The sequence below is a fragment of the Streptomyces canus genome (assembly GCF_030815415.1).
GTDB lineage: Bacteria > Actinomycetota > Actinomycetes > Streptomycetales > Streptomycetaceae > Streptomyces > Streptomyces canus_F.
Genome location: NZ_JAUSWW010000001.1, coordinates 3,862,646 through 3,888,267, shown reverse-complemented (window position 1 = coordinate 3,888,267; position 25,622 = coordinate 3,862,646). Strand labels below are relative to the sequence as shown.

Sequence of the window (25,622 nt, the reverse complement as noted above, 5' to 3'; positions counted from 1 at the left end):
CTCGCGCAGGGGGATGCGGACCCAGCCGGGGGGGCAGGACGAGTTCGTAGCGGTGGGGAGCGGTCGCCTTGACGGGGGGTGGCGCCTGCTGCCCCAGATCGGAGGCGCTCACACGCGCGCCTGCTTCTTGAGCTGGCGGTCGGCCACGAGGATCGTCAGGCAGCAGAGCACTGAAATGATGCCCAGCCAGTTGTAGCCGATGGTCCCGATGATGTTCCAGACCAGGTACATGATGGCAACCATCTTGATCGTCTGGGAGAAGTTGGCGCCGATATGCGGGTTACGGATGAGCTCTCGGTTCCTGAAAAACAGGGCCAGCATCAGGACGGGCGAGATCATCAACGGCCATGCCACGTAGCCGTAGGTGAGCCAGTCCATTTCGCCGTACTTGCTGCCGAGGTCTTGGAAGGCGAAACAGAAAAACGGTACCAGTGTGCACGCGGCGAGGAACTTCATGGCCCGGGATTCCTGCGGGCTTTTCGCCGGGATTGTCGCCACTATCTCCACTCCCTCGAACTTTGCTCTGAATTTGGTCGTGCCCGGTTGTTGCGGGTAAGTGCGCGCTCCGGTGTGTTCACCAACGGCTCCCGACTTCACGCGTCAGGACATCCTTGGCGTCGCCGTACTGGTCCTTGTATGGGCCTTTTTCTCCGAGTTTGTCGCCCACGTCCACCAGGGTGGCAGCCCCGTAGTTCAGCCGGAACTTCAGTACGGCCGTGTTCACCGTGTCGGCCGCCGCCCGCACGCTGGCATTCCCACCGAACTCAGCCCGCATCGCCTTGGCAAACTTGCTCGCGCTGATGACCTCCCCGTCGCCCCCCAGCAGGCGCTCCACCCGGGTTGCCACAGGACGTGTCTCTCGCGCCCCGATCTGGCGCAGGGATTGCAGCGCGCGTGCCGCTTTCGAGCCTCGGACCGACTCAAGACCGTACCGCGCGACATTCTTGTTGAGCAGCTTGCGCAGATTCGCGTACCGCTGGAACCGCTCCGCCCTGCTGACGGTCTTGAGCGCTGTTGTCGCGGCCTTCACGCCCTTCATCGCCACGCTGCCCATTCCCAGCGTCGCCAAGGCGAAGACGTCCATGGCGACGTCCGCCCAGTTCCCGTCACCGGAAAGCGCCAGCAGCGTGTGTCCGATACCGACGAGCGCTGTGAGGCTGATGGCGGTCACCGTGATGAGGGTCGCCACCCATCCGACCGGAGTGAAGAGGAGGGCGATGATCCCGATGGCGGTCGCGGCCCAACTCAGGACTTCGATGACGGATTTGATGGTATCCGCGTGCTCGTGCACCCCGTCCTTGAAGTTCTCCCAAGCGCTGTCCTTGATGATGTCCGAGATGTCATCGCCGATATTGTCGGCGTAGTACTGGGCGCGGGAGTCGCGCTCGGAGACGATTTGGTTGAGCTGCTTGTGGTAAGGCGCCAGGTGGCTGTCGGGGTCGGATGACTCCGACGCGTTCTTTTCGCCGCTTTTCTTGGCCTCGGCTTCCTTCTTCTTCACCTCGGCAGCGTGCTCCTCGTCGGCCTGCTTCGCGGCTCGGAGGACGCCGTCGGCCTGTTCCTGGAAGTCCTCCAGTTCGTTGGCCCAATGGCCGAGGTCGCCGACCACACGTTCGTAGCGGGCCGCGGTCTCGCGGAAGTGCTTTTCGAGGTCGCCGGACTTTTCGCGGATCTTGTCGGCGTACTTGCCCTTCAGCGCTTCGCCGTCGGCGGCCTTGCGCAGGATGCGAGCCTGGTCGCGGAGGGTTGAGGCGAGGTTCTTCATTCTGCCGACCTCGTCGCGGATGTCCTCCGGATCGCCGGGGACCGGGTCCTTCTCCGCCAGCGGATGCCAGTCGACCGGCCGGCGCCTGCCCTTGCCCGTACCCATCGGTCAGCTCCCCCCGTTTTCGCCGTGCTTCTTCTCGTTCGCCTTCGCGAGATCGAGGTCCAGCTTCTCGAAGCTCTTGAGCGAGGTCTCTACCTGCTTGCCCAAGTCCTCGACGTTCTCGAGGAGTTCACGCCGATAGTTGTCCCAGTTGCTGACGAAATCGTCCATCTTGCCGGCGATACTGCTATGGCCCCAGATGTCATGGATGTCGGCGCGGTGTTTGTCGATGCCTTCGAGGGCTTTCTTGATGTCCTGCAGATTCGTCTTCGAAGACTCCAGGAGTCCGTAGTCGACTACCAGACGGTCGCGCTCCCCCATGGGCCTCTCCGTTTGCGCTTGCGTGGTCAGCACGTCCCCGTTGGGCTCATCCCACCGGCACAGTCACCGCGGGCACCTTCCCGCCCCCGGCCGCTGATCGTGAGGTGACCGTGTCCGCTGCTGCATCCTCTCGCATCCATGCTGTGCTGGTGCAACTAGGCCTGCTGGATGCTGCCCTCATCGTTTGACGTCCCGAGACCGTCTCCGTTCGGCCGCCGGTCTCGTGACGGCAGGAGGCCCACGGTGTCCGCCACCCCTCCCCGGCCCGCAAAAATTCAGCGGCGCCCCCGATGCCACCCTGCGACGATCACCCCATGCCGATCGACCACCCCCACCCCAGCTACGAAGCCCTCGTCGCCGAAGGCTCCTCCGTGCCCACCGAGGGCTGGGACTTCTCCTGGTTCGAGGGGCGGGCCAGCGAGGAACGGCCCTCCTGGGGGTACGCCGTGGCCAAGGCCGAGCGGCTCTCCCGGGCCACCGCCGCGCTGGACGTCCAGACCGGGGGAGGGGAGGTCCTGGACTTCGCACTCGGCAAGGCGGCGGCGACCTCGAAGGCGCCCCGCCTCGTCGTCGCCACCGAGGGCTGGCCGCCCAACGTGGCCAAGGCCACCGCGCTGCTCCGCCCCTACGGCGTCGCCGTCGTCGCCTCGCCCGAGGACGCCCCGCTGCCCTTCGCGGACGCGGCCTTCGACCTCGTCACCAGCCGCCACCCCGTTGCCCCCGACTGGCCGGAGATCGCGCGCGTGCTCCAGCCGGGCGGCACCTACTTCGCCCAGCACGTAGGCCCGCGCAGCGTCTTCGAGCTCGTCGAGCACTTCCTCGGGCCGCTCCCCGCCGAACAGAGCGCGAATCGCCACCCCGACCGCGAACGCGCCGGCGCCGAGGCCGCGGGGCTGGAGGTCGTCGATCTGCGTGCGGAGCGGCTGCGGGTCGAGTTCTACGACATCGGGGCCGTGGTCCACTTCCTGCGCAAGGTGGTGTGGATGGTTCCGGGCTTCACCGTCGAGACGTACCAGCCCCAACTCCGCGCCCTGCACGAGCGGATCGAGTCCGAGGGCCCGTTCGTCGCCCACAGCACCCGCCATCTCTTCGACGTCCGGAAACCCGCGTCTCACGCGTGAGGCCCGACCGTCACCTCCCCGACCACCAACTCCGCCTCCGCCTCCAGTACTTCGCCCACCCGCTGCACCCGCTCTCCCAACTCCCGCTCGTGCCGCGCCGTGAGCCGCCGCAGCGGCTCCACCGTGACGGTCGTACGACGGCCCCGGCGCCGCTGATGCCAGACCCCGGCCACCACGCCGTCGACCAGCAGCAGCGGAAAGTTGCCGGCCTGGCCGCCCGCCAGCGCCCGCCGGTACGCGACACCGGGGAACAGCAGCTCCCGCGGCTGGGCGGCGATCCCGTACGCGTCGAAGTACGGCAGCAGCCGCACACCCCGTACCCCATCCCGATCCAGGCCCCCGTCCCCGGGGAACTCCGTGTCGCCCGCCGCCACCCAGGCCGCCGTCCCCTCGAAGTCGACCTCCTCGATCTCCCCGGCCTCCGCCATCCGCCCGAACACCGCGCTCGACCAACCGCCGGGCGCCGCCATCCACTTGGCGAACCACGCCGGGGTCCCGGGCCCGTAGGCGTGCAGATACCGTCGTACGAGAGTGCGTACGGCGTCGTCCGCCGGCAGCGGATCGAAGTGCGGCGGGCGGGTGTACGTCACCTTGCGGCCCCGGTTGGGGCCGAAGCACAGCGCGCCGGACCAGCCCGCCCGGTGCAGCACCTGCCGCCAGCGCGGCCACAGGGTCTGGAAGGCGGGCATCACCAGGTCACCGGCCCAGGCGCCGGTGCGCGCCACGACCTCCTCGCTCAGCTCGTCCACGGTCAGGCACACCCCGTCCAGGGCGTCCCCGATCGCCGCCACGATCTGCCCGGCCTGCTCCTCGGTGACCCGTACGTCCGGCGCGAACACCGACCCGGCCGGGACGGCCGGCAACGCGGCGCACCACAGCGGGAGTTCGGCAGTGGGAAGCAGATGGACGGTTCCGCGCGGGCCGTGCGTCTTGACCAGTGACCGGTCCTCCCAGAGCGCCTCGCGCACGTGCGACCGTGTCGCCCCCTCGGTCCGCACCCCGACCGACAGCTCGGCCGCGGACAGCACCTGCGCATGTGCCCCGAGCATCGTGGCGACCACATCGGCGACCGGGACGCGCGGCTTCGCGGAAGTGGCCAGGAACTGCCGTTCGAGCCGGCGTGCGCTCGCCTCGGCCCATGTGATCCTCACCGTCATGATGCGACGCTAGGCCGGAACGAGGTCAGCTCCTGTCCTCTATGGAGATGCGCGTGGGGCGGTGGTAGTCATCTTCGTTGGGCAAATCGGGCCATCATCGCATCAGCGTCCCATTTCCCCTTCGCATCCATGGGATTCACGGGGTTTCCACATTGTTATCACCGTCAACTCCCCTCTTACCTTGATCTCGCGTAAGTTCGGACCAAGGTAATTCGCGTGAGCAAATCTGCGCGGGCGGCACCGCGCGGCGGAGGGGGCTGCGCGGTGCGCTGCCTTCGCAGGTCACCGGCCTCCTTGTGTGATCGGCGCCCGGCGTCAAGCGGAGGTTCGCGGCCGGGTCACCCACCTGGGGGATGCGAGAACACGTCGTCGGGCATCCGGCAAGCCGCCCCAAAGCCTCCGGATCCCATCCGATTGCCTTGGGAATCCGCTGTGATTCGGCCATGAGTCCTCCAGGAGCGGGGCCTTTCCAGGTCATCGGGCCGTCGCCGCTCGACTCCGGAGAGTAGTTGTGGCATGCCGATGCACGCAGCATCACTTACGAAGGGTTATGGTGGAAACCCCCCCTCGGGCCGGTCCGTCTCCCCCCCCACGGACCGGCCCGTTTTTTTGTGGGTCGGCGTGTGACTCCGCCGTGTTGGCGTGAGCGGCAACACGACCCGGACTCAAGTATTCCTCCACCGCAGCGGTAGGCTTCCGCCCGCGGGGACCGCCGTACGGAGGGGCTGACAAGAACGTGAACCTGCGCGACAAGCTGCGCGGCCTGCTGGTCAGGCTGTACGCGCGCCGGGTGGAAGGCCACCTGGACCACGCTCAGGTGCCCAAGCACATCGGCGTCATCATGGATGGCAACCGCCGCTGGGCGAAGGCCGCCGGCTCCACCACCGTGCACGGTCACCGCGCTGGAGCCGAGAAGATCGAGGAGTTCCTCGGCTGGTGCTCCGAGACCGATGTCGAGGTCGTCACCCTCTGGCTGCTGTCGACGGACAACTTCGACCGGCCCCAGGACGAGCTCGGCCCGCTGCTGGGCATCATCGAGGACGTCGTGCGCACCCTGGCCGCGGACGGCCGCTGGCGGGTGCACCACGTCGGCACACCGGACCTGCTGCCCTCCCAGATGCAGCTGGCGCTGAAGGAGGCGGCGGAGGCGACGGCGCATGTCGACGGGATACTCGTCAACCTCGCCATCGGCTACGGCGGTCGCCAGGAGATCGTGGACGCCATGCGCTCGATGATGCTCGACGCCGCCGACAAGGGGACCTCGCTCGAGGACCTCGCCGAGTCCGTCACCATCGACGCGATCGGCCGTCATCTCTACACCGGCGACCAGCCCCACCCCGACCTGGTGATCCGCACCAGCGGCGAGCAGCGGCTGTCCGGGTTCATGCTGTGGCAGACGGCCCACTCCGAGTACTACTTCTGTGACGTTTTCTGGCCGGCCTTCCGCAAGGTCGACTTCCTGCGCGCCCTGCGCGACTACGCGGCACGGCATCGGCGCTACGGCGGTTAGGGCGCGCGGCAAGCGCCCGGCCTACCCCGTTTGGGGCGGAAGTAACAAGGAGTTCACCAGCGCGCCGTCATACGTACCGGCATGGCAGCGCATGTTCGAGGGCATAAGCCAAGCAGGTCGACACCCGAACCACGGGTGTCGGATCTCAGCGGACGGCACCGGAGCCGTTCGCCCGGGAGGCCCTTTGCACCAGCTCGACCGTGCGGTTTCAGCACGGAAGAAGCAGTGGAGGGCCGGTCTTCGGCCCGTGCATCGCGGCCGTCGATCGGTCCAGCTCCACTCCGTCGCTCCCCGACCTCATCCGAGGGGGTACGTCCTTCCGTGGTGACCAGCACAAAGCGCCGTATGCCAGACCGGCGCACCTATGTTCTCGACACCAGCGTTCTGCTGGCCGACCCGCACGCCCTGAACCGCTTCGACGAGCACGAGGTCGTGCTGCCCATCGTCGTGGTGACGGAACTGGAGGCCAAGCGGCACCATCCCGAGCTCGGTTACTTCGCCCGGCAGGCACTGCGGCTGCTCGACGAGTTCCGGGTGCGGCACGGCCGCCTCGACGCCCCCATCCCGATCGGGGACCTCGGCGGAACCGTCCGTGTCGAGCTCAATCACTCGGACCCCAGCGTGCTGCCCAGCGGCTACCGCCTGGGGGACAACGACTCCCGCATCCTCGCGGTCGCCCGCAATCTGCAGGCCGAGGGATTCGACGTCACCGTCGTCTCGAAGGACCTCCCGCTCAGGATCAAGGCGTCCTCGGTCGGTCTCCTCGCCGAGGAGTACCGCGCCGAGCTCGCCATCACGGGCTCCTCCGGCTGGACCGGAATGTCCGAACTGACCCTGCCGGGCGAACAGGTGGACATCCTCTTCGAGGAAGGCCATATGTACGTCCCCGAGGCCGCCGACCTGCCCGTGCACACGGGTCTGACGATCCAGTCCGAGCGCGGCAAGGCGCTGGGGCGGGTCAGTCCCGAGGGCAACATCCGCCTGGTGCGCGGTGACCGGGAGGCGTTCGGCATCAAGGGGCGCAGCGCGGAGCAGCGCATCGCGCTGGACATCCTGCTCGACCCGGACATCGGGATCGTGTCGATGGGAGGCCGCGCCGGCACCGGCAAGTCGGCACTCGCGCTGTGCGCGGGTCTGGAGGCGGTCCTGGAGCGCCGCCAGCACCAGAAGGTCATGGTCTTCCGTCCGCTGTACGCGGTGGGCGGGCAGGAGCTGGGCTATCTGCCGGGCTCCGAGTCCGAGAAGATGAGCCCCTGGGCGCAGGCGGTCTTCGACACGCTGTCCGCGGTCGCCAGCCGCGAGGTCATCGAGGAGGTCACCGCACGCGGGATGCTCGAGGTCCTGCCCCTCACCCACATCCGCGGACGCTCGCTGCACGACGCGTTCGTGATCGTGGACGAGGCGCAGTCGCTGGAACGGAATGTGCTTCTCACCGTTCTGTCCCGAATCGGTGCCAATTCGCGGGTGGTGCTCACCCATGACGTGGCCCAGCGGGACAATCTGAGGGTGGGTCGCTACGACGGTGTCGTCGCCGTCGTGGAGAAGCTGAAGGGACATCCGCTCTTCGCCCACGTCACGCTGACGCGGTCCGAGAGGTCCCAGATCGCCGCCCTTGTGACCGAAATGCTGGAGGACGGGCAGATCTGACCCTGTCGTCCAACTTCACAAGGGTTACGCAATAGTTGGCGCCGTCCGGAAAGGCAGTGAGCCTAGCCGGGCGGCGCCTCGCGGTGTGCGGGTTTCCTGAAATCCCCTGGGCCAAACGAGGTGTGAGCTTTCACACGCAACTCAGAATTGCCACTCGGCGTCCGCTTGCGGCAGAGTCTCATTCCTGTCAGGCCCCGCATACGACACACCTGTACCCCCAGCGGTACGGCACCACAGCACCACCAGCTTCAACTCCATAGCCGACGTCGTATGCCGCCCGAGCACCATGCGGCGCCTCCCTCACGGGGGTTGCCCACCGGGCCCGAACCTCCCGTGACCCAGCAGTTGGGAGGTCAGCGCCAGGGGCAAGATTGCGTCCGCCAGGGTCACCGAAGCGGGCGATGCTGGAAGGAAACCGTGTGAGTCCGATTTCGGTCCGGGGATTCGCAGTGGCCTCTGCCACCGCGGTCACCGCTGTCGGAAGCGTCGTCGGCGTTGCCTCGGGCAGCACCGCGCAGACGAACGACGCCGAAGCGGCAGTAGCCGATTCGACGCTCCTCGCGGACATACCCGCGGGCCAGCAGGTCCAGGTGCAGACCGCGTCCCTGACGCAGCAGGCCAATGTCCAGGCCATCGCCGCCGACGTGAGCGCGAAGAAGGACGCCGAGGAATCGGCTCGCAAGGCTGCTGCCAAGTCGGCTGTCGAGAAGAAGGAAGCCGCCGAGAAGGCGGCGAAGGAAGCCAAGGAGCGCGCCGAGGTCAAGGCCGCCGCCGCCTCCCGGGACTCCTCCAGTTTCCCCGTCCAGAGCTCGTACTCCACCGCGCAGATCCAGGCGATGGCGCGACAGCTGGTGCCGAGCGGTCAGTGGACGTGCTTCAGCAACATCGTGGACCACGAGTCAAGCTGGAACTACACGGCGGTCAACGCCTCCTCGGGTGCCTACGGTCTCTTCCAGGCTCTGCCCGGCTCCAAGATGTCCTCCGTCGGTGACGACTGGCGGACCAACCCGGCCACCCAGATCAAGTGGGGCCTCAACTACATGGACAGCCGCTACGGCAGCCCGTGCGAGGCCTGGTCCTTCTGGCAGGCCAACCACTGGTACTAGAGCCGCCCGGCCCCCGGCCGACGCTCAACCCCGCGCAGCCCCTCACCGTCCTACGGTGGGGGGCTTTCGCCCTGTTGTACGGTCTGACGGACGACTTACGGACTCCAGGGGGGAGTGGTGGGCAAAGACGGGGGAAAGGGACGGACACGGATCATGTCGCGAGTGCCTGGGTGGCTCGGCCGGCTCGGCCACGGACTGACCGAGATGGGTGACCGGTTGGACGAGCGCCGCGCGGAGGCGGAGCGCGAGGAGGAGGACCTGCCCCCCGACGAGCCTTCGCCGCCCCCCGACGAAGCGCCCCTCGCCGCGGTACCCCGCCCTGATCCCGCGCAGGCGGTCCCGTGGGGTATGCGTGTCGCCGCCGAGGCCGGCTGGCGACTGCTCGTCCTGGCGGGCACGGTCTGGGTCCTCATGCGGGTCATCAGTGCCGTACAGCTCGTCGTCCTCGCCTTCGTGGCCGCGCTGCTGATCACCGCGCTGCTCCAGCCGACGGTGGCGTGGCTGCGGCGCTACGGCGTCCCGCGCGGCCTCGCGACCGCGCTCACCGCGATCCTCGGCTTCGTCGTGATGGGCCTGATCGGATGGTTCGTGACCTGGCAGGTCATGGAGAACATCGACAACGTCTCCGACCAGGTTCAGGACGGCATCGACGAGTTGCGCAACTGGCTGCTCAACAGCCCGTTCCATGTCACGGACAAGCAGATCAACGACATCGCCGAGAACCTGCGGGAGGCGGTCGGCGCGAACACGGACCAGATCACGTCGGCCGGTCTGGAAGGTGTGACGGTCGTCGTCGAGGCGCTGACGGGCATCCTGCTCGCCGCCTTCTCGACGCTCTTCCTGCTCTACGACGGAAAGCGTATCTGGGAGTGGACGCTGAGGCTGGTGCCGGCGGCGGCGCGGCCCGGCGTCGCGGGTGCGGGCCCGCGCGCGTGGCGCACGCTGACGGCCTATGTGCGCGGCACGGTGATAGTGGCTCTGATCGACGCCATCTTCATCGGCCTCGGTATCTACTTCCTGGGTGTCCCGATGGCCGTGCCGCTGGCGGTCTTCATCTTCCTGTTCGCGTTCATCCCGCTGGTGGGCGCGGTCGTCTCGGGCGCGCTGGCGGTGGTGGTCGCGCTGGTGACACAGGGCGTCTTCACGGCGGTCATGTCCCTGGCGGTCGTCTTGGCGGTGCAGCAGATCGAGGGGCACATCCTGCAGCCGTTCATCCTGGGCCGCGCGGTCCGGGTCCACCCGCTGGCCGTGGTCCTGTCCGTCGCCGCGGGCGGCATGATCGCCGGGATCGGCGGTGCGGTGGTCGCGGTGCCGTTGGTCGCGGTCACGAACACGGTGGTCGGCTATCTGCGGTCGTACTCCCAGGAACAGGCCCTGAAGCAGTCCCCCCGCCCGAGGGGCGCCACGGCGGCGGACATCGCCCCCGTGACCCCCACGGACGACCCTGCCCCCAAGGACGGCCCCGCCGATCTGGGATGAGAATCGTTCAAATGAGCGCCGAACAAAGTGAATTGAACGGCTCCAGGCTTCAATTTCCGACAGCTGGGAGCAGCTCGGAATAACCCGGCCGAAATATGCCGCACGGCTGATACACATACCCCCTCAGTGCTACGCGCCAGGCGTATGTGCGAAATGCCAGGGGGAAGTGATGTCGGGCCTCCGCGACCCCCTCGACCTCGACCGGGTCGGTCACGACCTGCTGGCACACGCCCTGACACTGTGCGGGCGTGAGGAGTTCACCGGGGAACTGAGAGTGGCCGGTGCGCCCGGTGGCACCCTCCATCTGCGCAACGGCCTCGTCGTGGGCGCGCAGAGTCCCGGCGCCCCCGGCCCGGAGGCGCTGCTGCTGCGCTCGGGCCGGGTCAGCGGGGAGGAATGGGCCGCGCTGGTACGGGAGTCGGGCGGCGCGCGCTGGCCGGCGGCCCGACTGATCGCGCGCGGCTACGCCGGGGCCGCCCAGCTCAAGGTCGTGTGTGTGATGGCGCTGCACGACGCCGTGTTCGCCGTCCTCGCCGGCCGGGTGCACGGCTGCGAACGGGGCGCCGAGACCGAGCCGTTCGCCACGATCGCCGTCGGCGAGACGTCGAACCGGCTGCTCCAGGAAGGCACCCGCAGGCTTGCCGCCCTGGCCGCGCTGCCCCACCCCGTGCACCCCGAGCGGGAGCGCCCGCATCCGGTCCCGGGCATGGACGCCGGCCCCCTCACCGCGCTGCACCGTGAGCTGCTCACCCACGCCGACGGCCGCAGCACCGCCCGTGACCTGGCCTTCCGCACCGGGCGCGGCGTCTACACCGTCACCGTCGAGATGGCCCGGATGCTCGGCGAGGGCCTCCTTGAGTGCGCCGTGGCACCCACCCCGATCCCGGTCCGCCCCCTCCCCGACGGCCAGGGGGTGCGGCAGCGCGATCCGTCGCCTCCCACCGCCCCGCCGCTCGTCCCCGGCAGCCTGCCCCGCCGTAAACCCGGCGGATTCTTCCGGATGCGAAACGGAGCCCCCAAATGAGCGCCCGAATGAGCCCGAAGAGAGGCCTCGAATGAAGAAGCCGAACAGATCCGAACAGAAATAGGGGAGTTGAATACATGGATCACGAAGCACTGGCACGGGAAATGCGTGGACTGCGCGAACAGGTGACCGGCATCACCGACACGGCGGTCGCCGCCGCCGACGGACTGCTTATCGCGGCGGACACCGCCGACTCCATCGATCCGGAGGGCCTCGCCGCCCTCGCCGCGGCCGGCCTCGGTCTCGCCCGCCGCACCGCCCAGGCGACCGCCCGGGGCACCCTGCGCCAGACCGTGACCTACGGCAGTCACGGCTGTGCGGCGTTCTACGCGGTCGGCGACACCGCCCTGATGGTCGTCCTCGGCGACGAGGGCATGGACGTGGACCGACTGCACCGGGCGACCCAGCCCGCTCTCGACCGTATCGGCTCGATCCTCACGCACAAGGCAGCGGAAGGAGTCTGAAGGGATGGCGACGAAGCGTATGACCCCTGGTTTCTCCGATCAGGTGATGGGCCTGGTCAAGTCACTGCGTACCGATGCCCCCGACTGTGTCGCCTCGGGCGTGGTCGACATGTCCACCGGCATGCTCCTTTCGTACGAGACCGTCGAGAACCATCCGCCGGAGGTGCTGGACCTGCTGGCGGGTGCGACGCTCGACCTGTTCCAGGGCCGCACGGTCGTGATGATCGAGGACGTCTTCAAGGAACGCCGCGGGGTGGGCGGCGACAACCACTTCTTCCAGGAGATCCTGGTCAACAGCGAGAACCTCACCCACCTGTTCATCCGGCTGAACGAGCAGCAGGACGTGGTGGCCGTGGTGGTCTGCCGGAAATCGGTGAACGTGGGCATGCTCTTCGCCCAGGTGCGGCGGGTGGTACGGGAGTACAGCCTCTGAGCACGCGGAAAGGGCCCCTCCCGCACCGGAGGGGCCCTCATCGTCGTACCGGCTACTCCGTGCGCAGCCCGTCCGGCCGCATCAGCCGCAGCAGCGGCGGCAGACTGAGCAGCGTCACCACCAGGACGACCGCGGCACCCGCGCCCGTCATCGACAGCACGCTCGCCCAGTCCACGGACACCGGGGTGTCCGTCATCTTCAGCAGGACCACGCCGAGCGTCAGCCCCACCGTCGAGGCCAGCACCAGTCCGAGGCCGACCGGGATCGCCGTCTGCCACAGCACCGACAGGCTCAGCGTGGAGCGCTTGGTGCCGAAGGCGATCAGCGCGGACAGCAGCTTCTTGCGTTCACGGAGCTGCTCCAGCTGGGAGACCAGCAGACTCGCGCCGATCAGTGCCAGGACCGCTGAGGCGCCGACGAACAGGCCGGTACGGATGGACTCGTAGGTGTCGTCGCGGGCCTCGGAGACCCAGACCATGGGCTCGTCGTACGGGTCGATGCGCGCCGCCGTGTTGCGGACGTACTCCCGTGCGCCGGGCAGGGACTCGTCGAGCCGCAGATAGAGGTCCCCGGAGACGGTCTTCTCGGCCCCCTCGGGCAGGGCGCTCGGTGTCATCAGGAGGCCGCCGTTCTTCATGCCGGTCGGGTCCTCGATCGACTGGGCCTCCTTCAGGTTCTTCGGCACGGGCCAGGCGATCGACTTCACCGGCTCGGCGCGGCCGGACCCGTCGAACCAGAGCGTGCGCCCCTGCTTCACCAGTTCGGGGGTCTCGTAGTTGAACTCGCCGCCCTTGATGAGGAAGACGTCGCCGTCCCGGCACGAGGGCAGCTTCGCCATCACGCGTAGGGACGCGCAGTCGCCGACGTTCACCTGGGCCCACTTCTCGGGGTCCTTGGGCCTCTCGCCGAGGTACCCCGACGACAGCGCGACGGTGCTCTTGACGCCCCGGGTCGCCTCGAACTTCGCCTGCGCCGCCGAGAGGGAGGCCCCGGTCGGCACCTGCACCTGCATCTGGGCGCGGGACACGTCCTTGCCGGTGGGCTTGGTGTAGTCGCCCTCGACGCCCGCGAACAGCATCTGGAGCGCGATCGCCCCGGCCACCGCCACCGCGATGCCGTTGACCATGCGGGCCGCCGTACCGCTGCTCAACTGGAGCCTGCGCACGGCCAGTTGCCAGGCCACCGGACCCGCGCCGAGCCGGGCGACGACCGCCTCGACGATCCAGGGCAGCAGCGCGGTGATGCCGACGAGCAGCAGCACGACACCGCCGGTGACGAGGTACTGGTTGAAGTCGCCGCCGTCGTTGCCCTGGCCGATCATCGGGTAGAGCAGGGCGATTCCGCCCACCGGCAGCAGCAGCCGCCACCACAGCCGGCGCCGCGCGGGCTTCGCCGTCCGCACCACACCGAGCGGCTCGATCACCACACCGCGCAGGGCGAGTTGGGTGACGACCACGGCTGCCGCCGGAACCGCGACGGCCACCAGCAGGGCCAGCAGCGGCGACGGGTTCAGATAGCTGGGGAAGACGCTGATGTCGAAGACCTCGACCGAGCCCACGAACTCCCGGGCGCCCAGGAAGAACGCCGCACCGAAGAGCACGCCCACCGCGGCCCCGGCGAGCGCCTCGCCCGCCGCGATCCGCCGGGTCATCCGGGCGTCGGAGCCCACCAGCCGCAGCGCCGCGAGCCGCCGGTCCCGCCGCTCCCCGCCGAACCGTACGGCCGCGGCGATGAAGACCGCCACGGGCATCAGCAGCACGATGAAGACGACGAGGATCAACAGCAGCAGGGTCGGGTCCATCCGGTCCGACGGGCTCGGGTCCGGGTTCCCGAACTTGTCGATGCGCTCTGAGTGGAAGCTGTTCATGTGCGCCGCGAGCCCCTCGGCGCCCCGGTAGAAGGCGAGTTCGGCCGGGCCGACCAGTCCGCTCTCCCCGATGGTGCCGACGACCCGGTCGGGCAGCCGCTCGCGCAGCAGCTTGCCGTCGTCCGACTCCAGGAGCTTCTTGAGGGCGGGGGAGACCACCATCTCGCCCACCGCCGGGAACCTCCGCACCCCCGGCGGCAGTGGCGCCTTCGCCCCTTCGGGCTCCAGCTCCCGCCCTCGCACGTTCTTGTCGTGGTACGTCGTGCCGACGGAGGCGACGATCAGGGTGTCGTCGGCCTTCTTCAACGGGGTCGCGCTGAACGCCGAGTCGGCCCGTGCGTCCTCCCGGTCGCCGCGTGCCGCCATCGCGTTCGGGATCGCGGTCGTCAGCAGCAGCAGCGCCACCCCGAGCCCCACCCCGACGGCCGTCAGGGCGACCCGGACCCAGCCCTCACGTCCCCCGGCGAACGCGAACCTGACCCCCATACCGAGGTCCCGCGTCCACTGCTTCATACGACTCGCTCCATGTCCCGGGACTTCCCGTCCCGTACGACGATCTCGCGGTCGGAGTAGGCCGCCACCCGCGCCTCGTGCGTGACCAGTACGACGGCCGCGTTGGTGGACCGCGCGGCCTCGGTGAGCAGCTCCATCACCCGCTCGCCGTTGAGCGAGTCGAGCGCGCCGGTGGGCTCGTCGGCGAACAGCACGCGCGGGCCGGTCACCAACGACCGTGCCACGGCGACACGTTGCCCCTGCCCGCCGGAGACCTCGCCCGGCCGCTTCTTCTTCAGGTCGTCGACCTCCAGCCGCTCCATCCACGTCAGGGCGGTCCGCTCGGCCTCCTTGCGGGAGGTGCCGTTGAGCCGCAGCGGCAGGGCGACGTTCTCCACACAGGTCAGCTCGGGGACGAGCTGACCGAACTGGAAGACGAACCCGAACTGGGAGCGCCGCAGCTCGCTGCGCTGGGCGTCGTTCATCGTCGCCATCTCGCGCCCGCCGTACATGATCGAGCCCGAGTCGGGCGTCACGATCCCGGCGAGACAGTGCAGCAGCGTGGACTTGCCGGACCCGGAGGGGCCCATCACGGCGACGACCTCGCCCGGGTGGATGGAGAACTGGGCGCCGTCGAGCGCCAGGGTCGGGCCGTACGCCTTGCGCAGGTCGTCGGCCACGAGCAGGGAACCAGCGGGAGTCATTCGGCCACCACCTGTGCGAGCTTGTCGAGACGCGCGGCGGTCAGTTCCAGCCAGCGCAGATCTGCTTCGAGATGGAACAGGGCGTGGTCGCAGATCAGCTGATCGGCGAGGTCCCCCTTCCGCTTCCGGTCGGTGAGGATCCGCATCATGCGCAGATGCTCCGAGCGCTGCGTGTCGAGGATGTCGGCGGCGTCGCGGTGCGTGAGCAACGCGAGGACGACCTTCGTGTACAGCGTCGACTGCAGATACGGCTCGGGCTTCTCCGGCGTGGCCAGCCATCGCTGTACGTCGGTGATGCCGGCCTCGGTGATCGCGTACCGCTTGCGCTCGGGCCCGCCGCCGGCCTCGATGCCGTCGACCTCGACGAGCCCGTTCTTCAGCAGGCGCGACATCGTCGAATAGACCTGGCCGTAGTGCAGGGGCCGGTCGTGACCGAACTTCTCGTCGAAGGCCCGCTTCAGGTCGTAGCCGTGGCGGGGCCCGGACTCCAGGAGTCCCAAAAGGGTGTGACCGATGGACATGCGGAGGACTGTACACGCGGCGTATACACGGCATGTATACGTCGAGTGTGTAGAGAGCGTGGACGGGTGCCGAACCGCAGGTGAGGGCCGATTGTCACGGTTCTGCTACACGGATCTCAGGCCTCCGGATCCGCCGGTGGCCGCCCCCGGCGCGGGATTGGCCCGGCCTCGCCCGGAAGTCGCCCGGCGTCCGCCAGGGCCGTGCGCAACAGGAACTCGATCTGCGCGTTCGCCGAACGCAGCTCGTCCCCGGCCCACCGGGCCAGCGCCTCGTACACCGACGGGTCCAGCCGCAGCAGCACCTGCTTGCGCTGCTGCGGCCGCCGCTTGGGCGCGGACTCCTCCGTCACTGGTAGAGGGTCCCCGTGTTCAGGACGGGCTGTGCCGCGCGGTCCCCGCACAGCACCACCATCAGGTTCGACACCATCGCCGCCTTGCGCTCGTCGTCCAGCTCCACGATGCCCTGCTCGCTGATCCGGGCGAGCGCCGCCTCGACCATCCCGACCGCCCCGTCCACGATCTGCCGCCGCGCCGCGACGATCGCCCCGGCCTGCTGCCGCTGGAGCATCGCCGAGGCGATCTCGGGAGCGTAGGCGAGGTGGGTGAAGCGGGACTCGATGATCTCGACGCCGGCCGCCTCCACGCGCGCGTGCAGTTCGAGGGCGAGCTTCTCGGTGATCTCCTCGGCGTTGCCGCGCAGGGAGAGGCCGCTCTCCTCGTGGGCGTCGTAGGGGTACTCGATGGCGATGTGCCGCACGGCCGCCTCGGTCTGGGTGGAGACGAACTCGATGTAGTCGTCCACCTCGAAGGTGGCCTGCGCGGTGTCCTCGATCCGCCACACCACGACCGCGGCGAGCTCGATCGGGTTGCCGTAGGCGTCGTTGACCTTCAGGACGGCCGTCTCGTGGTTGCGCACCCGCGTCGAGATCTTGGTGCGCGAGGTGAAGGGGTTCACCCAGCGCAGCCCGTCCTGCCGGATCGTCCCCTTGTAGCGCCCGAAGAGCTGCACGACCCGCGCCTCGCCCGGCGCCACCGTGTTCAGCCCGCACATGGCGAGGAACGCGGCGAGGCCGACCAGGATCCCGCCGACGATCAGCGCGGCCTTCCCGCCGGTCGCCGAGACCGCCGTAGCGCCCGCAATCATTCCGGCGCCCGCGAACAGTCCGAGCAGCCCGAGAAGCAGGGCGAGCCCGCCGCCGATGCTGTGGGCGGTGAACTCCCGCACCCGTGGAGCGGGCATGTCGGGTACGTCGACGGTGGTGTCGTCGTGGGTGGTCATGGTTGGTCCCCCGGTTCTCGAAGTGCTCGTACGGCTAGCTCTGACCTATCTAAGTGATATCACTTTTACCCTCGAACGCAACCCTTCACACCCCTCGCTCGTCAGTTCCGTAAGGAACGGGTGCTGATTGTCACGTCCGTAAAAGACCGGATCGGCCGCCCTTTGTCACATCTCCCGGTGTTAGCTTTCTGAGCTGACCTGAGCGGCGAACCTGTGTGACAGATGCGCACACACGAGCGAAGCGGAGCAGAACGGACCCATGGGACGAGCGGAAGAAAGACGAGCGCGACAGCGCGGCGGTCACCGCGCCGCGCCCAAGGGCCGTTCGTCGAGGGCGGCCAGCGCTTCGACCGGCGCTTCGACCCGGGCTTCCGGCAGCGGCGACAAGAGCCTCATACGCCGGATCTTCACCTGGAAGAAGATCCTCGGCACGTTCCTCGGCTTCTGCCTGCTCGGCATCGGCGCCTTCATCGTCCTGTACATGATGGTGCAGGTCCCCGAGGGGAACGCGCAGGCCGAGCTCCAGAGCAACACCATCAAGTACAGCAACGGCGACGTCCTGGTCCGGGACGGCAAGGTGAACCGCGAGACCGTCGACCTCGCCAAGATCCCCAAGAAGGTCCAGCTCACCTTTGTCGCCGCCGAGAACAAGTCCTTCTACCAGGACTCCGGCGTCGACCTGAAGGGCACCGCCCGCGGTCTGCTCAACACGCTGTCCGGCAAGGGCAAGCAGGGCGGTTCGACGATCACCCAGCAGTACGTCAAGAACTACTACCTCACCCAGGACCAGACGGTCACCCGCAAGCTCCGCGAGCTGGTGATCTCGCTCAAGGTGGACCGCCAGAAGTCCAAGGACGAGATCCTCGCGGGCTACATCAACACCAGCTACTACGGCCGTACCGCCTACGGCATCCAGGCCGCCGCGCAGGCCTACTACCGCGTCGACGCCGAGGACCTGAGCGTCGAGCAGGGCGCCTACCTCGCCGCGCTGCTCCAGGCGCCGAGCCAGTACGACTGGGCGGTCGCCTCGGACTTCAGCAAGAAGCTGGTCAAGCAGCGCTGGAACTACGTCCTGGACAACATGGTCGAGGAAGGCTGGCTGGACGCCTCCAAGCGCGCGGAGATGAAGTTCCCGATCCCCAAGGAGCCCAAGGCCGAGTCCGGGCTCAAGGGGCAGAAGGGCTACTTCGTCAAGCTCGCCAAGCAACAGCTCGTGAAGCAGCTGATGAGCAAGGACGGCCTCACCCAGGACGAGGCGGAGGCCCAGTACGACCGGGGTGGCTGGACCATCACCCTGAACATCGACAAGAAGAAGCAGGCGCAGCTGGAGAAGGCCGTCAAGGCCCAGCTGACCGACAAGCTGGACCCGGACAAGCGCAAGGTCGACAAGAACATCCAGGCCGGCGCCGCCTCCGTCGACCCGAAGACCGGGAAGATCGTCGCCCTGTACGGCGGCGAGGACTACACCACGCACTTCTTCAGCAACGCCAACCGCACCGACTACCAGCCCGCGTCGACGTTCAAGCCGGTCATCCTGGCCGCCGCCCTGGAGAACGGCGCGGTGACCCAGGACGACAAGAAGATCACCGCGAGCACGGTCTACGACGGCACCAGCAAGCGTCCCGTCGAGGGCAGCGACATCGCCTTCGCCCCGGAGAACGAGGATGACCAGGACTACGGCGACGTCACCGTCCAGACGGCGATGAACAAGTCCATCAACTCCGTCTTCGCGCAGATGGGCGTCGACGTCGGCATGGACAAGGTCCTCAAGACCGCCGCCGACCTCGGCATGGGCACCGAGGGCCTGAAGGCGCTGCCCGCCTACACCCTGGGCACGATGGGCGCGAGCCCGATCCAGATGGCCGGGGTCTACGCCACCCTCGACAACCATGGCAAGAAGGTCACCCCGACCATCATCAAGTCGGCCGAGCGCAACGGCAGCGAGGTCGAGATGCCCGACCCGATCGGCGAGCAGGTCATCAGCCGCGTGACTGCCGACACGGTGACCTCGATCCTGACCGGAGTGGTCGACGACGGTACGGCCAAGACGTCCGTCCGTGACAACCCCAAGCGCGACGGCCAGGAGGTCGCGGGCAAGACGGGTACGTCCGACGACAACAAGTCGGCCTGGTTCACGGGCTACACCCCGGACCTGGTCACCTCGGTGGGTCTGTTCGGCGAGGACTACAAGACCAAGGCCCAGGCCAAGATGTACAACGCGGGCGGCTTCGAGCGCGTCAACGGCGGTGGCTTCCCGGCGCAGATCTGGGCGGCGTACATGTTCGGTGTGACGTCCACGTCCGCCGAGTTCGACCTGGACACCGACCAGGGCGCGGCGGTCGAGCCGACGTGGACTCCGACCCCGACACCGACCCCCACGCCGACGCCGACCCCCACCCCGACGCCGACTCCGACCCCGACACCCACGCCGACCCCCACGCCGACGCCGACCCCCACCCCGACGCCGACCCCGACACCCACGCCGACTCCGACGCCGACACCACCGACGGACGGCATTCCGGAGGACCCGGTGGACCCCGGGGACGGTCAGTAGGCAGCACGAAGGGCGCCCGGCAGCCGCCGGGCGCCCTTCGTCCTCTCAGCTTCGGTTCAACTCGAACCAGACGACCTTGCCGGTGCTCAGCCGGGTCGCTCCCCACCGGCGCGCCAGCTTGTTGACCAGGTACAGACCCCGCCCGCCCTCATCGGTGGCCCGGGCCTGCCGCAGCCGCGGCAGCTGAGGCACGTCGTCGCCGACTTCGCAGCGCAGCACATCGGTCCGCAGCAACCGCAACGTCACCGGCCGCGAGGCGTACCGCACGGCGTTGGTCACGACCTCGCTGACGAGCAGCTCCACCGAGTCGGACATGTCCTCGAGCCCCCAGCGGGACAGGGCACGTCGGGCCAGCCGCCGGGCACGCCCCGGTGCCGCGTCCTCCGGCTCCAGGAACCAGTACGCCACATCACTGGGCGCGATCCCCTCGAAGCGGGCGGCGAGCAGCGCGATGTCGTCGTCCCGGTCGCCCGGTCCGAGCATGTCGAGCACCTCGTCGCACAGCGCCTCCAGCGGCGGCGGATGATCCGGCCCGGTCAACTGCGCGGTCGCGGCGAGCTTCTCGCGCAGTTGCTCTATGCCGCTCCACACGTCCCGCAGGCGCGATTCGACCAGCCCGTCGGTGTACAGGAGCAGGGTCGCTCCGGCCGGGGCGTCCAGCTCCACCGCTTCGAAGTCGACGCCGCCGACACCGATCGGCGCGCCCGGCGGCACCCGCAGCACCTCCGCCCGGCCGCCCAGGTGGAGCAGGACGGGTGGCGGATGGCCGGCGTTGGCGATGGTGATGCGATGAGACACCGGGTCGTAGACGGCGTAGAGGCAGGTCGCCATGCGGTCTGTGCCGAGCCGCTGGGCCTGCTCGTCCAGGTGGTGCAGCACCTCCTGCGGCGGCAGGTCGAGACCGGCGAGCGTCTGGGCCGTCGTCCGCAGCTGGCCCATGATCGCGGCCGAGGTCATGGAGTGGCCCATGACGTCACCGACGACCAGCGCGACCCGGCTGCCCGGCAGGGGGATCGCGTCGTACCAGTCGCCGCCGACGCGGGCGGTCTCGGCGGCCGGGAGGTAGCGCGAGGCCAGCCGGACCCCCGTCGGCCGCGGGAGCGTCTCCGGCAGCATGGTGCGCTGGAGTTCGTCGGCGATGTACGCCTCACGGCCGTACAGCACGGCCTTGTCGATGCCGAGCGCGCTGTGCGTGGCGAGCTGGGCGGCGACCAGGAGGTCGTCCGGCTCGAAGGCGATGCGATCCGGGCGGCGCAGGAACAGCGCGGCGCCGATGACCCGGCGCCGGCCGCGCAGCGGGGCGAGGATGGCGCGCCGGCCGCCGGGGACGATCGACTCACCGCCCTCGCCGAGGAGTTCCGGCAGCGCGGCGCGGGCCGCCGGAGAGTCCGTGAAGACGGGGCGTACGCCCCGCAGCACCTCGGCGAGCGCGCCGCCGGTGCGCACCTCGCACAGTTCGGCGGTGACGGCCGACAGTTCGGTCAGCTCGGTCGGCTCCGGCTGGGGCGCGGGCACGGTGAAACCGCCCTCGGTGTCCCGTTCCTCCGGTATCCGGTCGGTGCGGCGCAGCCGCAGCACCAGCGGGCCGGTGGGCCGCTCGTCGCCGACCGGCAGCGGGTCGCGCAGATAGACCAGGATCGCGTCCGAGAAGGTCGGCACGGTCGCCCGGCACAGCCCCATCACGATCTCGTCGAGGTCGATGCCACGGGCGATCCGCCGGGTCGCGGCACCCACGAACCGCAGCCGGTCGCCGTCCCGCCGCATCGGCGTGGGCCGGCCGAGCGCCTGACTCTGTCCGGTCCGCCGCTCAGGACCGTCGGCCGCGGCTTCCGACGGGGCGGAGATGCCCTCGGGCGCCGGTCGTGGACGGTGGGTGTCCGGCTCGGCGGCCAGGGTGGGCTGCGAGTGCTCGGGATCGCCGCCGGGCACCGGTGCCGCGATGTCGGCCCCCGGGGGCGGCGTCTCGCCGGCCCGGGCTTGTGCCGGTAAGGCGCTGTGCGGGGGCGTGGAGGCACGCAGGAGCGCCCCGCGAGGGTCCGCGGGGTCGGCGCCCGGCTGGGGGCGCTCGAAGGAGGTGGGCTGCTCCGTCACGCGTGTCGAATCCGTCCGTCGGTGGCTGCGCGCCGTGCGCTCAGTTCGTCCCGCCGAAATGCCGATACCCGGTATACGTGCCCCAGGAACGGAATTCCCGCGTGGTCAGAGGATGTTCCTGTGCCACCGGCGGAGCGTCTGGCCTCCGTACCGGTGTTGCCCTCGTACCCCTCGCTCACGTCCTGCCGCCCCTCGGTGACGAATGGTCAAGCTCGATGCACGCTCCGGTGGTTGCCGTCGCGCGCTCTTGCGGAGGACGATCCTACGTTTGTTGCCCGGGGGCGCATCAAGGGTCTCATGAGGACATGTGCGCGGGCGTGCGGTCCCAGTCATCCGGCAGCAACGGTACCGACCAGGACGGATCCGGGCGCCAGTGCTGCCAGCCGTCCGAGTACGGGGACCCCCAGGAGCGGATCACCTCCACCGCCGAACGCCCGGCCCGACGCACCTGTTCGGCCTGCGCCGCGTCCATCAGCCCGTCCCGCTGGGCCTGCGCGAACTCGTCCTCGTCCCGCCAGTGCCAACTGCGGTCCGGGTGCACGGAGATGTCCAGGAAGTGGTCCTCGGAGTCCACCCCGCCGTCCCAACGGGCCAGCGGCTCCTCCAGGTTCACGTACCAGTTCTTGAACAGCCAGCCCGGCTCCCAGAACAGCCACACCGACCACGGCTCGCCCGGCCGCGCCAGCTTCAGCACACCGGTGCCGAACCAGCGGTCGCGCTGCACGGTCCGCGGCTTGGTGTACCGGGTCTCCAGCGGCTCCGCGTGCACCGAGGTGCCGTCGGCGAGGACGGGCTTCACACACTCGGTGCCGGGCGCCATCCACACGGCCAGCAGATCGTGGTCGTCCCGGACGACGGTCACAGGGCGTGCGATGTGAATACGCGCGGCGCCGTTCTCCCGGTACCGCCACAGGATCTGACTCCCGGGCTTCCAGAAGGACGTCGTTCTACCCGCTTCCGCCGCTCTCACCGCTCCACCGTCTGCCATGAACAGATATTAGGTGCCATGGCCATACGACGCTGCGGTGCGCGTCACGGTTCGCGTCCGGGGCGCCAATGGTTACGGACGCGTCATGCGCAGGACATCCAGCGCTTCGTCGAGCTGTTCGACGGTGAGGTCGCCTCGCTCGATGTACCCGCCTTCCACGACGACCTGACGAATGGTCTTCCGCTCCGCGAGCGCCCTCTTGGCGACCTTGGCGGCCTCCTCGTACCCGATGTACTTGTTCAGCGGCGTGACCACGGAGGGTGACGACTCGGCGTACTCGCGGGCGCGTTCGCGGTGCGCGACGATCCCGTCGACGGTCCGGTCGGCGAGGAGCCGGGAGACGTTGGCGAGCAGCCGGATCGACTCCAGTACGTTCTTGGCGATGACCGGCAGCATGACGTTGAGCTCGAAGTTGCCGGCGGCCCCGGCGGTGGCGACGGTGGCGTCATTGCCGACGACCTGGGCCGCGACCATGAGGACGGCCTCGGGGATGACCGGGTTGACCTTGCCGGGCATGATCGAGGACCCGGGCTGAAGATCGGGGAGGGAGATCTCGGCGAGCCCGGTGCGCGGCCCGGAGGCCATCCACCGCAGATCGTTCGCGATCTTCGTCAGCCCGACGGCGATGGTCCTGAGCTGCCCGCTCGTCTCCACGATCCCGTCCCGGGCCCCCTGCGCCTCGAAGTGGTCGCGCGCCTCGGTCAGCGGCAGCCCGGTGACGCGGGCCACCTCCTCGATGACGGCGGCGGAGAAGCCGGGCGGGGTGTTGATGCCGGTGCCGACGGCGGTACCGCCCAGCGGGAGCTCGGCGAGACGGGGGAGGGAGGCGTGCAGCCGCTCGACGCCGTACCGCATCTGGGCCGCGTACCCGCCGAATTCCTGCCCCAGGGTCACCGGGGTGGCGTCCATGAGATGCGTACGCCCCGACTTCACGACGTCGGCGAACTCCTCGGACTTACGGCCGAGGGAGTCGGCGAGGTGATCGAGGGCGGGGATCAGATCACGGGTGACGGCGGCGGTGGCGGCGATGTGAATCGACGACGGAAACACGTCGTTGGACGACTGCGAGGCGTTCACATGATCATTCGGGTGTACGCCCCTGCCGAGCCGCTCACCGGCGAGCGAGGCGATGACCTCGTTGGCGTTCATGTTGGACGAGGTCCCGGACCCGGTCTGGAACACGTCCACCGGGAAGTGCTCGTCCCACCGCCCCTCGGCGACTTCGGCCGCCGCCTCCTGAATCGCGTCGGCGATGTCCTTGTCAAGCACACCGAGGTCGGCGTTCACCTTCGCCGCGGCGCCCTTGATTCGTGCCAGCGCCTCGATGTGGGCGCGTTCGATGCGCTGCCCGGAGATCGGGAAGTTCTCCACGGCCCGCTGAGTCTGCGCCCGCCACTTGGCGTCGACGGGGACCGGGACCTCGCCCATGGAGTCGTGCTCGATGCGGTATTCACTCATGCCCGGTACAGCGAACGGGACGCCGGGGATGTTCCGGGCGCTCGGCCACTCGGGTGCCGTTGTCATGTGACCCAGGTCTCATGACGGCCGTGCATCTCCTGTGTCGGCGAGTTGAGACTTCGAGCACGCCCCGCAACGGCTCGGGAGCCTCGTGCGTTGATTGCTTCAAGGAAACCGCGCCTCGGCCGTCAGTCGCCGATAATAACCCGGTGTTCGAGGCTAAAGTGGCCGCCGCCGTCGCAATTGCGAGCACGTCATGTCGTTTTTCCCTGAGGGGCAGCCCGCCGATGCCAGTAAAGAACTACCGGACCCTCCACGGCATTCGCGGTGTTGCGGCCCTGTGTATCGTCGCCCTGCATTCCCCGCGACTGTTCGGACCGATGCCGGGATTCCTGGGTTTGGCTGTCGATCTTTTCTTCGTACTGAGCGGCTTTGTGCTTGCTCATGCCTATGAGGATCGTTTCCTTCAGGGGATGACTCCTCTGGCCTTCCTTCGTCAGCGCTGGGTGCGACTTTATCCCCTCTATGGCGTGGGGCTCCTCTTGGGGATCGTGCACCAGGCGATGTGCATTCTGTACGATTCGCCAACTGTGGCGTGGACTTGGAGCGAACTGCTCATCGCGCTTCCGTTTGCCGTGTTCATGTTGCCCGCGCCGCTGTCCCACGCTTTTCCCTTCAACGGCCCGATGTGGTCGATCTTCTTCGAACTCATGGCGAATCTGGTGTGGGCGGTGTTCTGGCGCCCGCTTCAGTCCGTCAGATTCCTTGCCGCCACGGTCGTGGTGTGCGGCGGATTCTATTCATGGGCGTTGATGTACTGGGAAACCCCCGCGTTGGGTCTGACATGGGTCAACTTTCCCGGAGGACTCGCGCGAGTGGGCTACTCCTTCGCCGCCGGCCTGTTGATCTACCGCCTGCGAGACACGTTGCGTACGCCCCGAATCCCGCCGCTGGTGTTGATGGGTGTACTGCCGGCCATGGCGTTCCTCAGGCCCGGTCCGACCGGGCAGCTCCTGTCCGTACTGCTTGTGTTCCCGCTCGTTGTCCTGCTCGGTGCGAGGAGCGAGCCACGATCCGGCACCCAACGCGTCTACGAATCACTGGGCAAGGCGTCCTACTGCGCGTACGTGCTGCACCGCCCGCTGGCAGCCCTTCTCTATGCTGTCGTCCTGCAATTCTCCGGCCAGCGGTTGGAATCCTTTGCCCCATGGGGCGGATTCGTCTTCATGGCGATGCTGGTGGCAGGGGGCCTTGTCCTGACGGACAGGTTCGAGACACCGGCGCGACGGTGGCTGACGCGCCGTCTGACGGGGAAGGGCAGGGAGCCACTGCCTGCTCCGGGTCACGTCGCCCTGCCGCGAGTCAGTGCGGGAAAGGACCGCCCCACATCCGCAGCCGCTTCCCAGCCGCGGCGCGGGAGCCTTCCTCGCGATGCTTACCTCCCCTCAGCACCGCTCGGAGAGCGGCCCCACGGGGACCTGTAAGTGCTGCTCCTGGTCCGTGGGTGCCGAGGAGAACGACAGAGCCCCCGGCAACTCG

At 68.8% G+C, this 25,622-nt stretch carries 22 protein-coding genes; 10 read left to right on the top strand and 12 right to left on the bottom strand.

Annotated features, from left to right (window positions below; translation table 11 throughout):
- Positions 1-108 precede the first annotated feature (108 nt).
- The 3 genes from QF037_RS17790 to QF037_RS17780 are packed head-to-tail and all read right to left on the bottom strand — an operon-like array spanning position 109 to position 2,188.
- Positions 109-597, bottom strand: coding sequence for a hypothetical protein (locus QF037_RS17790; RefSeq protein ID WP_307026421.1), 489 nt, complete (start codon positions 595-597; stop codon positions 109-111).
- Complete coding sequence (locus QF037_RS17785; protein ID WP_307026419.1) at positions 575-1,870, bottom strand: putative T7SS-secreted protein; 1,296 nt, start codon at positions 1,868-1,870, stop codon at positions 575-577. The genes QF037_RS17790 and QF037_RS17785 overlap by 23 nt, the downstream gene beginning before the upstream one ends.
- A gap of 3 nt (positions 1,871-1,873) precedes the next feature.
- The gene (locus QF037_RS17780) at positions 1,874-2,188 is read right to left on the bottom strand and encodes a hypothetical protein (RefSeq protein WP_307026417.1); all 315 of its coding nucleotides are present in this window, start codon (positions 2,186-2,188) and stop codon (positions 1,874-1,876) included.
- A 314-nt stretch (positions 2,189-2,502) separates the two neighbouring features.
- Between QF037_RS17780 and QF037_RS17775 the strand changes: the two genes are divergently transcribed.
- Positions 2,503-3,309 carry a class I SAM-dependent methyltransferase gene (locus QF037_RS17775; RefSeq protein ID WP_307026416.1) on the top strand — a complete coding sequence of 269 codons (807 nt, stop codon included), beginning with the start codon at positions 2,503-2,505 and terminating at the stop codon, positions 3,307-3,309.
- Here the strand turns inward: QF037_RS17775 and QF037_RS17770 are convergent.
- A complete protein-coding gene (locus QF037_RS17770; protein WP_307026414.1) occupies positions 3,300-4,466 on the bottom strand; it encodes a winged helix DNA-binding domain-containing protein in 1,167 nt (388 codons plus the stop codon). The two genes, QF037_RS17775 and QF037_RS17770, sit on opposite strands and share 10 nt — an antisense overlap.
- Positions 4,467-5,202: 736 nt before the next feature.
- Between QF037_RS17770 and QF037_RS17765 the strand changes: the two genes are divergently transcribed.
- The 7 genes from QF037_RS17765 (at position 5,203) to QF037_RS17735 (ending at position 12,129) form a co-directional block, all read left to right on the top strand.
- Positions 5,203-5,976 carry an isoprenyl transferase gene (locus QF037_RS17765; protein ID WP_307026412.1) on the top strand — a complete coding sequence of 258 codons (774 nt, stop codon included), beginning with the start codon at positions 5,203-5,205 and terminating at the stop codon, positions 5,974-5,976.
- Between the two features lie 321 nt (positions 5,977-6,297).
- The gene (locus tag QF037_RS17760) at positions 6,298-7,623 is read left to right on the top strand and encodes a PhoH family protein (RefSeq protein WP_307026410.1); all 1,326 of its coding nucleotides are present in this window, start codon (positions 6,298-6,300) and stop codon (positions 7,621-7,623) included.
- Between the two features lie 401 nt (positions 7,624-8,024).
- Positions 8,025-8,729: a transglycosylase SLT domain-containing protein gene (locus QF037_RS17755; RefSeq protein WP_307026409.1), complete on the top strand. Its 705-nt coding sequence runs from the start codon at positions 8,025-8,027 to the stop codon at positions 8,727-8,729.
- A gap of 153 nt (positions 8,730-8,882) precedes the next feature.
- A complete protein-coding gene (locus tag QF037_RS17750) occupies positions 8,883-10,208 on the top strand; it encodes an AI-2E family transporter (protein WP_307026407.1) in 1,326 nt (441 codons plus the stop codon).
- A gap of 169 nt (positions 10,209-10,377) precedes the next feature.
- A complete protein-coding gene (locus QF037_RS17745; RefSeq protein ID WP_307026405.1) occupies positions 10,378-11,232 on the top strand; it encodes a MarR family transcriptional regulator in 855 nt (284 codons plus the stop codon).
- Positions 11,233-11,309: 77 nt separating this feature from the next.
- Entirely contained in the window at positions 11,310-11,696 is a 387-nt protein-coding gene (locus QF037_RS17740) for a roadblock/LC7 domain-containing protein (RefSeq protein ID WP_307026403.1), read from the top strand.
- 4 nt (positions 11,697-11,700) lie between these two features.
- The gene (locus QF037_RS17735) at positions 11,701-12,129 is read left to right on the top strand and encodes a hypothetical protein (protein ID WP_307026400.1); all 429 of its coding nucleotides are present in this window, start codon (positions 11,701-11,703) and stop codon (positions 12,127-12,129) included.
- A gap of 52 nt (positions 12,130-12,181) precedes the next feature.
- Here QF037_RS17735 and QF037_RS17730 read toward each other — a convergent pair whose 3' ends face one another.
- From QF037_RS17730 to QF037_RS17710, 5 genes are all read right to left on the bottom strand, one after another.
- The gene (locus QF037_RS17730) at positions 12,182-14,509 is read right to left on the bottom strand and encodes an ABC transporter permease (RefSeq protein WP_307026399.1); all 2,328 of its coding nucleotides are present in this window, start codon (positions 14,507-14,509) and stop codon (positions 12,182-12,184) included.
- Positions 14,506-15,192, bottom strand: coding sequence for an ABC transporter ATP-binding protein (locus QF037_RS17725; RefSeq protein WP_307026397.1), 687 nt, complete (start codon positions 15,190-15,192; stop codon positions 14,506-14,508). The genes QF037_RS17730 and QF037_RS17725 overlap by 4 nt, the downstream gene beginning before the upstream one ends.
- Positions 15,189-15,713 (bottom strand): PadR family transcriptional regulator, encoded by a 525-nt coding sequence (locus QF037_RS17720; RefSeq protein ID WP_266822519.1) that lies wholly within the window; start codon positions 15,711-15,713, stop codon positions 15,189-15,191. The genes QF037_RS17725 and QF037_RS17720 overlap by 4 nt, the downstream gene beginning before the upstream one ends.
- Positions 15,714-15,829: 116 nt before the next feature.
- Positions 15,830-16,063 (bottom strand): hypothetical protein, encoded by a 234-nt coding sequence (locus QF037_RS17715; RefSeq protein WP_307026393.1) that lies wholly within the window; start codon positions 16,061-16,063, stop codon positions 15,830-15,832.
- The gene (locus QF037_RS17710) at positions 16,060-16,992 is read right to left on the bottom strand and encodes an SPFH domain-containing protein (RefSeq protein WP_307026391.1); all 933 of its coding nucleotides are present in this window, start codon (positions 16,990-16,992) and stop codon (positions 16,060-16,062) included. Before QF037_RS17710 ends, QF037_RS17715 begins: the two co-directional genes overlap by 4 nt.
- Positions 16,993-17,251: 259 nt before the next feature.
- Here QF037_RS17710 and QF037_RS17705 point away from each other — a divergent pair, with 259 nt between their 5' ends.
- A complete protein-coding gene (locus QF037_RS17705) occupies positions 17,252-19,546 on the top strand; it encodes a transglycosylase domain-containing protein (protein ID WP_307026389.1) in 2,295 nt (764 codons plus the stop codon).
- A gap of 45 nt (positions 19,547-19,591) precedes the next feature.
- Here the strand turns inward: QF037_RS17705 and QF037_RS17700 are convergent, their stop codons facing one another.
- The 3 genes from QF037_RS17700 to QF037_RS17690 form a co-directional block, all read right to left on the bottom strand.
- The gene (locus tag QF037_RS17700; protein ID WP_307026387.1) at positions 19,592-21,637 is read right to left on the bottom strand and encodes a SpoIIE family protein phosphatase; all 2,046 of its coding nucleotides are present in this window, start codon (positions 21,635-21,637) and stop codon (positions 19,592-19,594) included.
- 295 nt (positions 21,638-21,932) lie between these two features.
- The gene (gene fomD, locus QF037_RS17695) at positions 21,933-22,625 is read right to left on the bottom strand and encodes a cytidylyl-2-hydroxypropylphosphonate hydrolase (protein ID WP_307026385.1); all 693 of its coding nucleotides are present in this window, start codon (positions 22,623-22,625) and stop codon (positions 21,933-21,935) included.
- A gap of 72 nt (positions 22,626-22,697) precedes the next feature.
- Positions 22,698-24,083: a class II fumarate hydratase gene (locus QF037_RS17690; RefSeq protein ID WP_307037216.1), complete on the bottom strand. Its 1,386-nt coding sequence runs from the start codon at positions 24,081-24,083 to the stop codon at positions 22,698-22,700.
- A 209-nt stretch (positions 24,084-24,292) separates the two neighbouring features.
- Here QF037_RS17690 and QF037_RS17685 point away from each other — a divergent pair, with 209 nt between their 5' ends.
- Positions 24,293-25,567 carry an acyltransferase family protein gene (locus QF037_RS17685; RefSeq protein WP_307026383.1) on the top strand — a complete coding sequence of 425 codons (1,275 nt, stop codon included), beginning with the start codon at positions 24,293-24,295 and terminating at the stop codon, positions 25,565-25,567.
- Positions 25,568-25,622 lie beyond the last annotated feature (55 nt).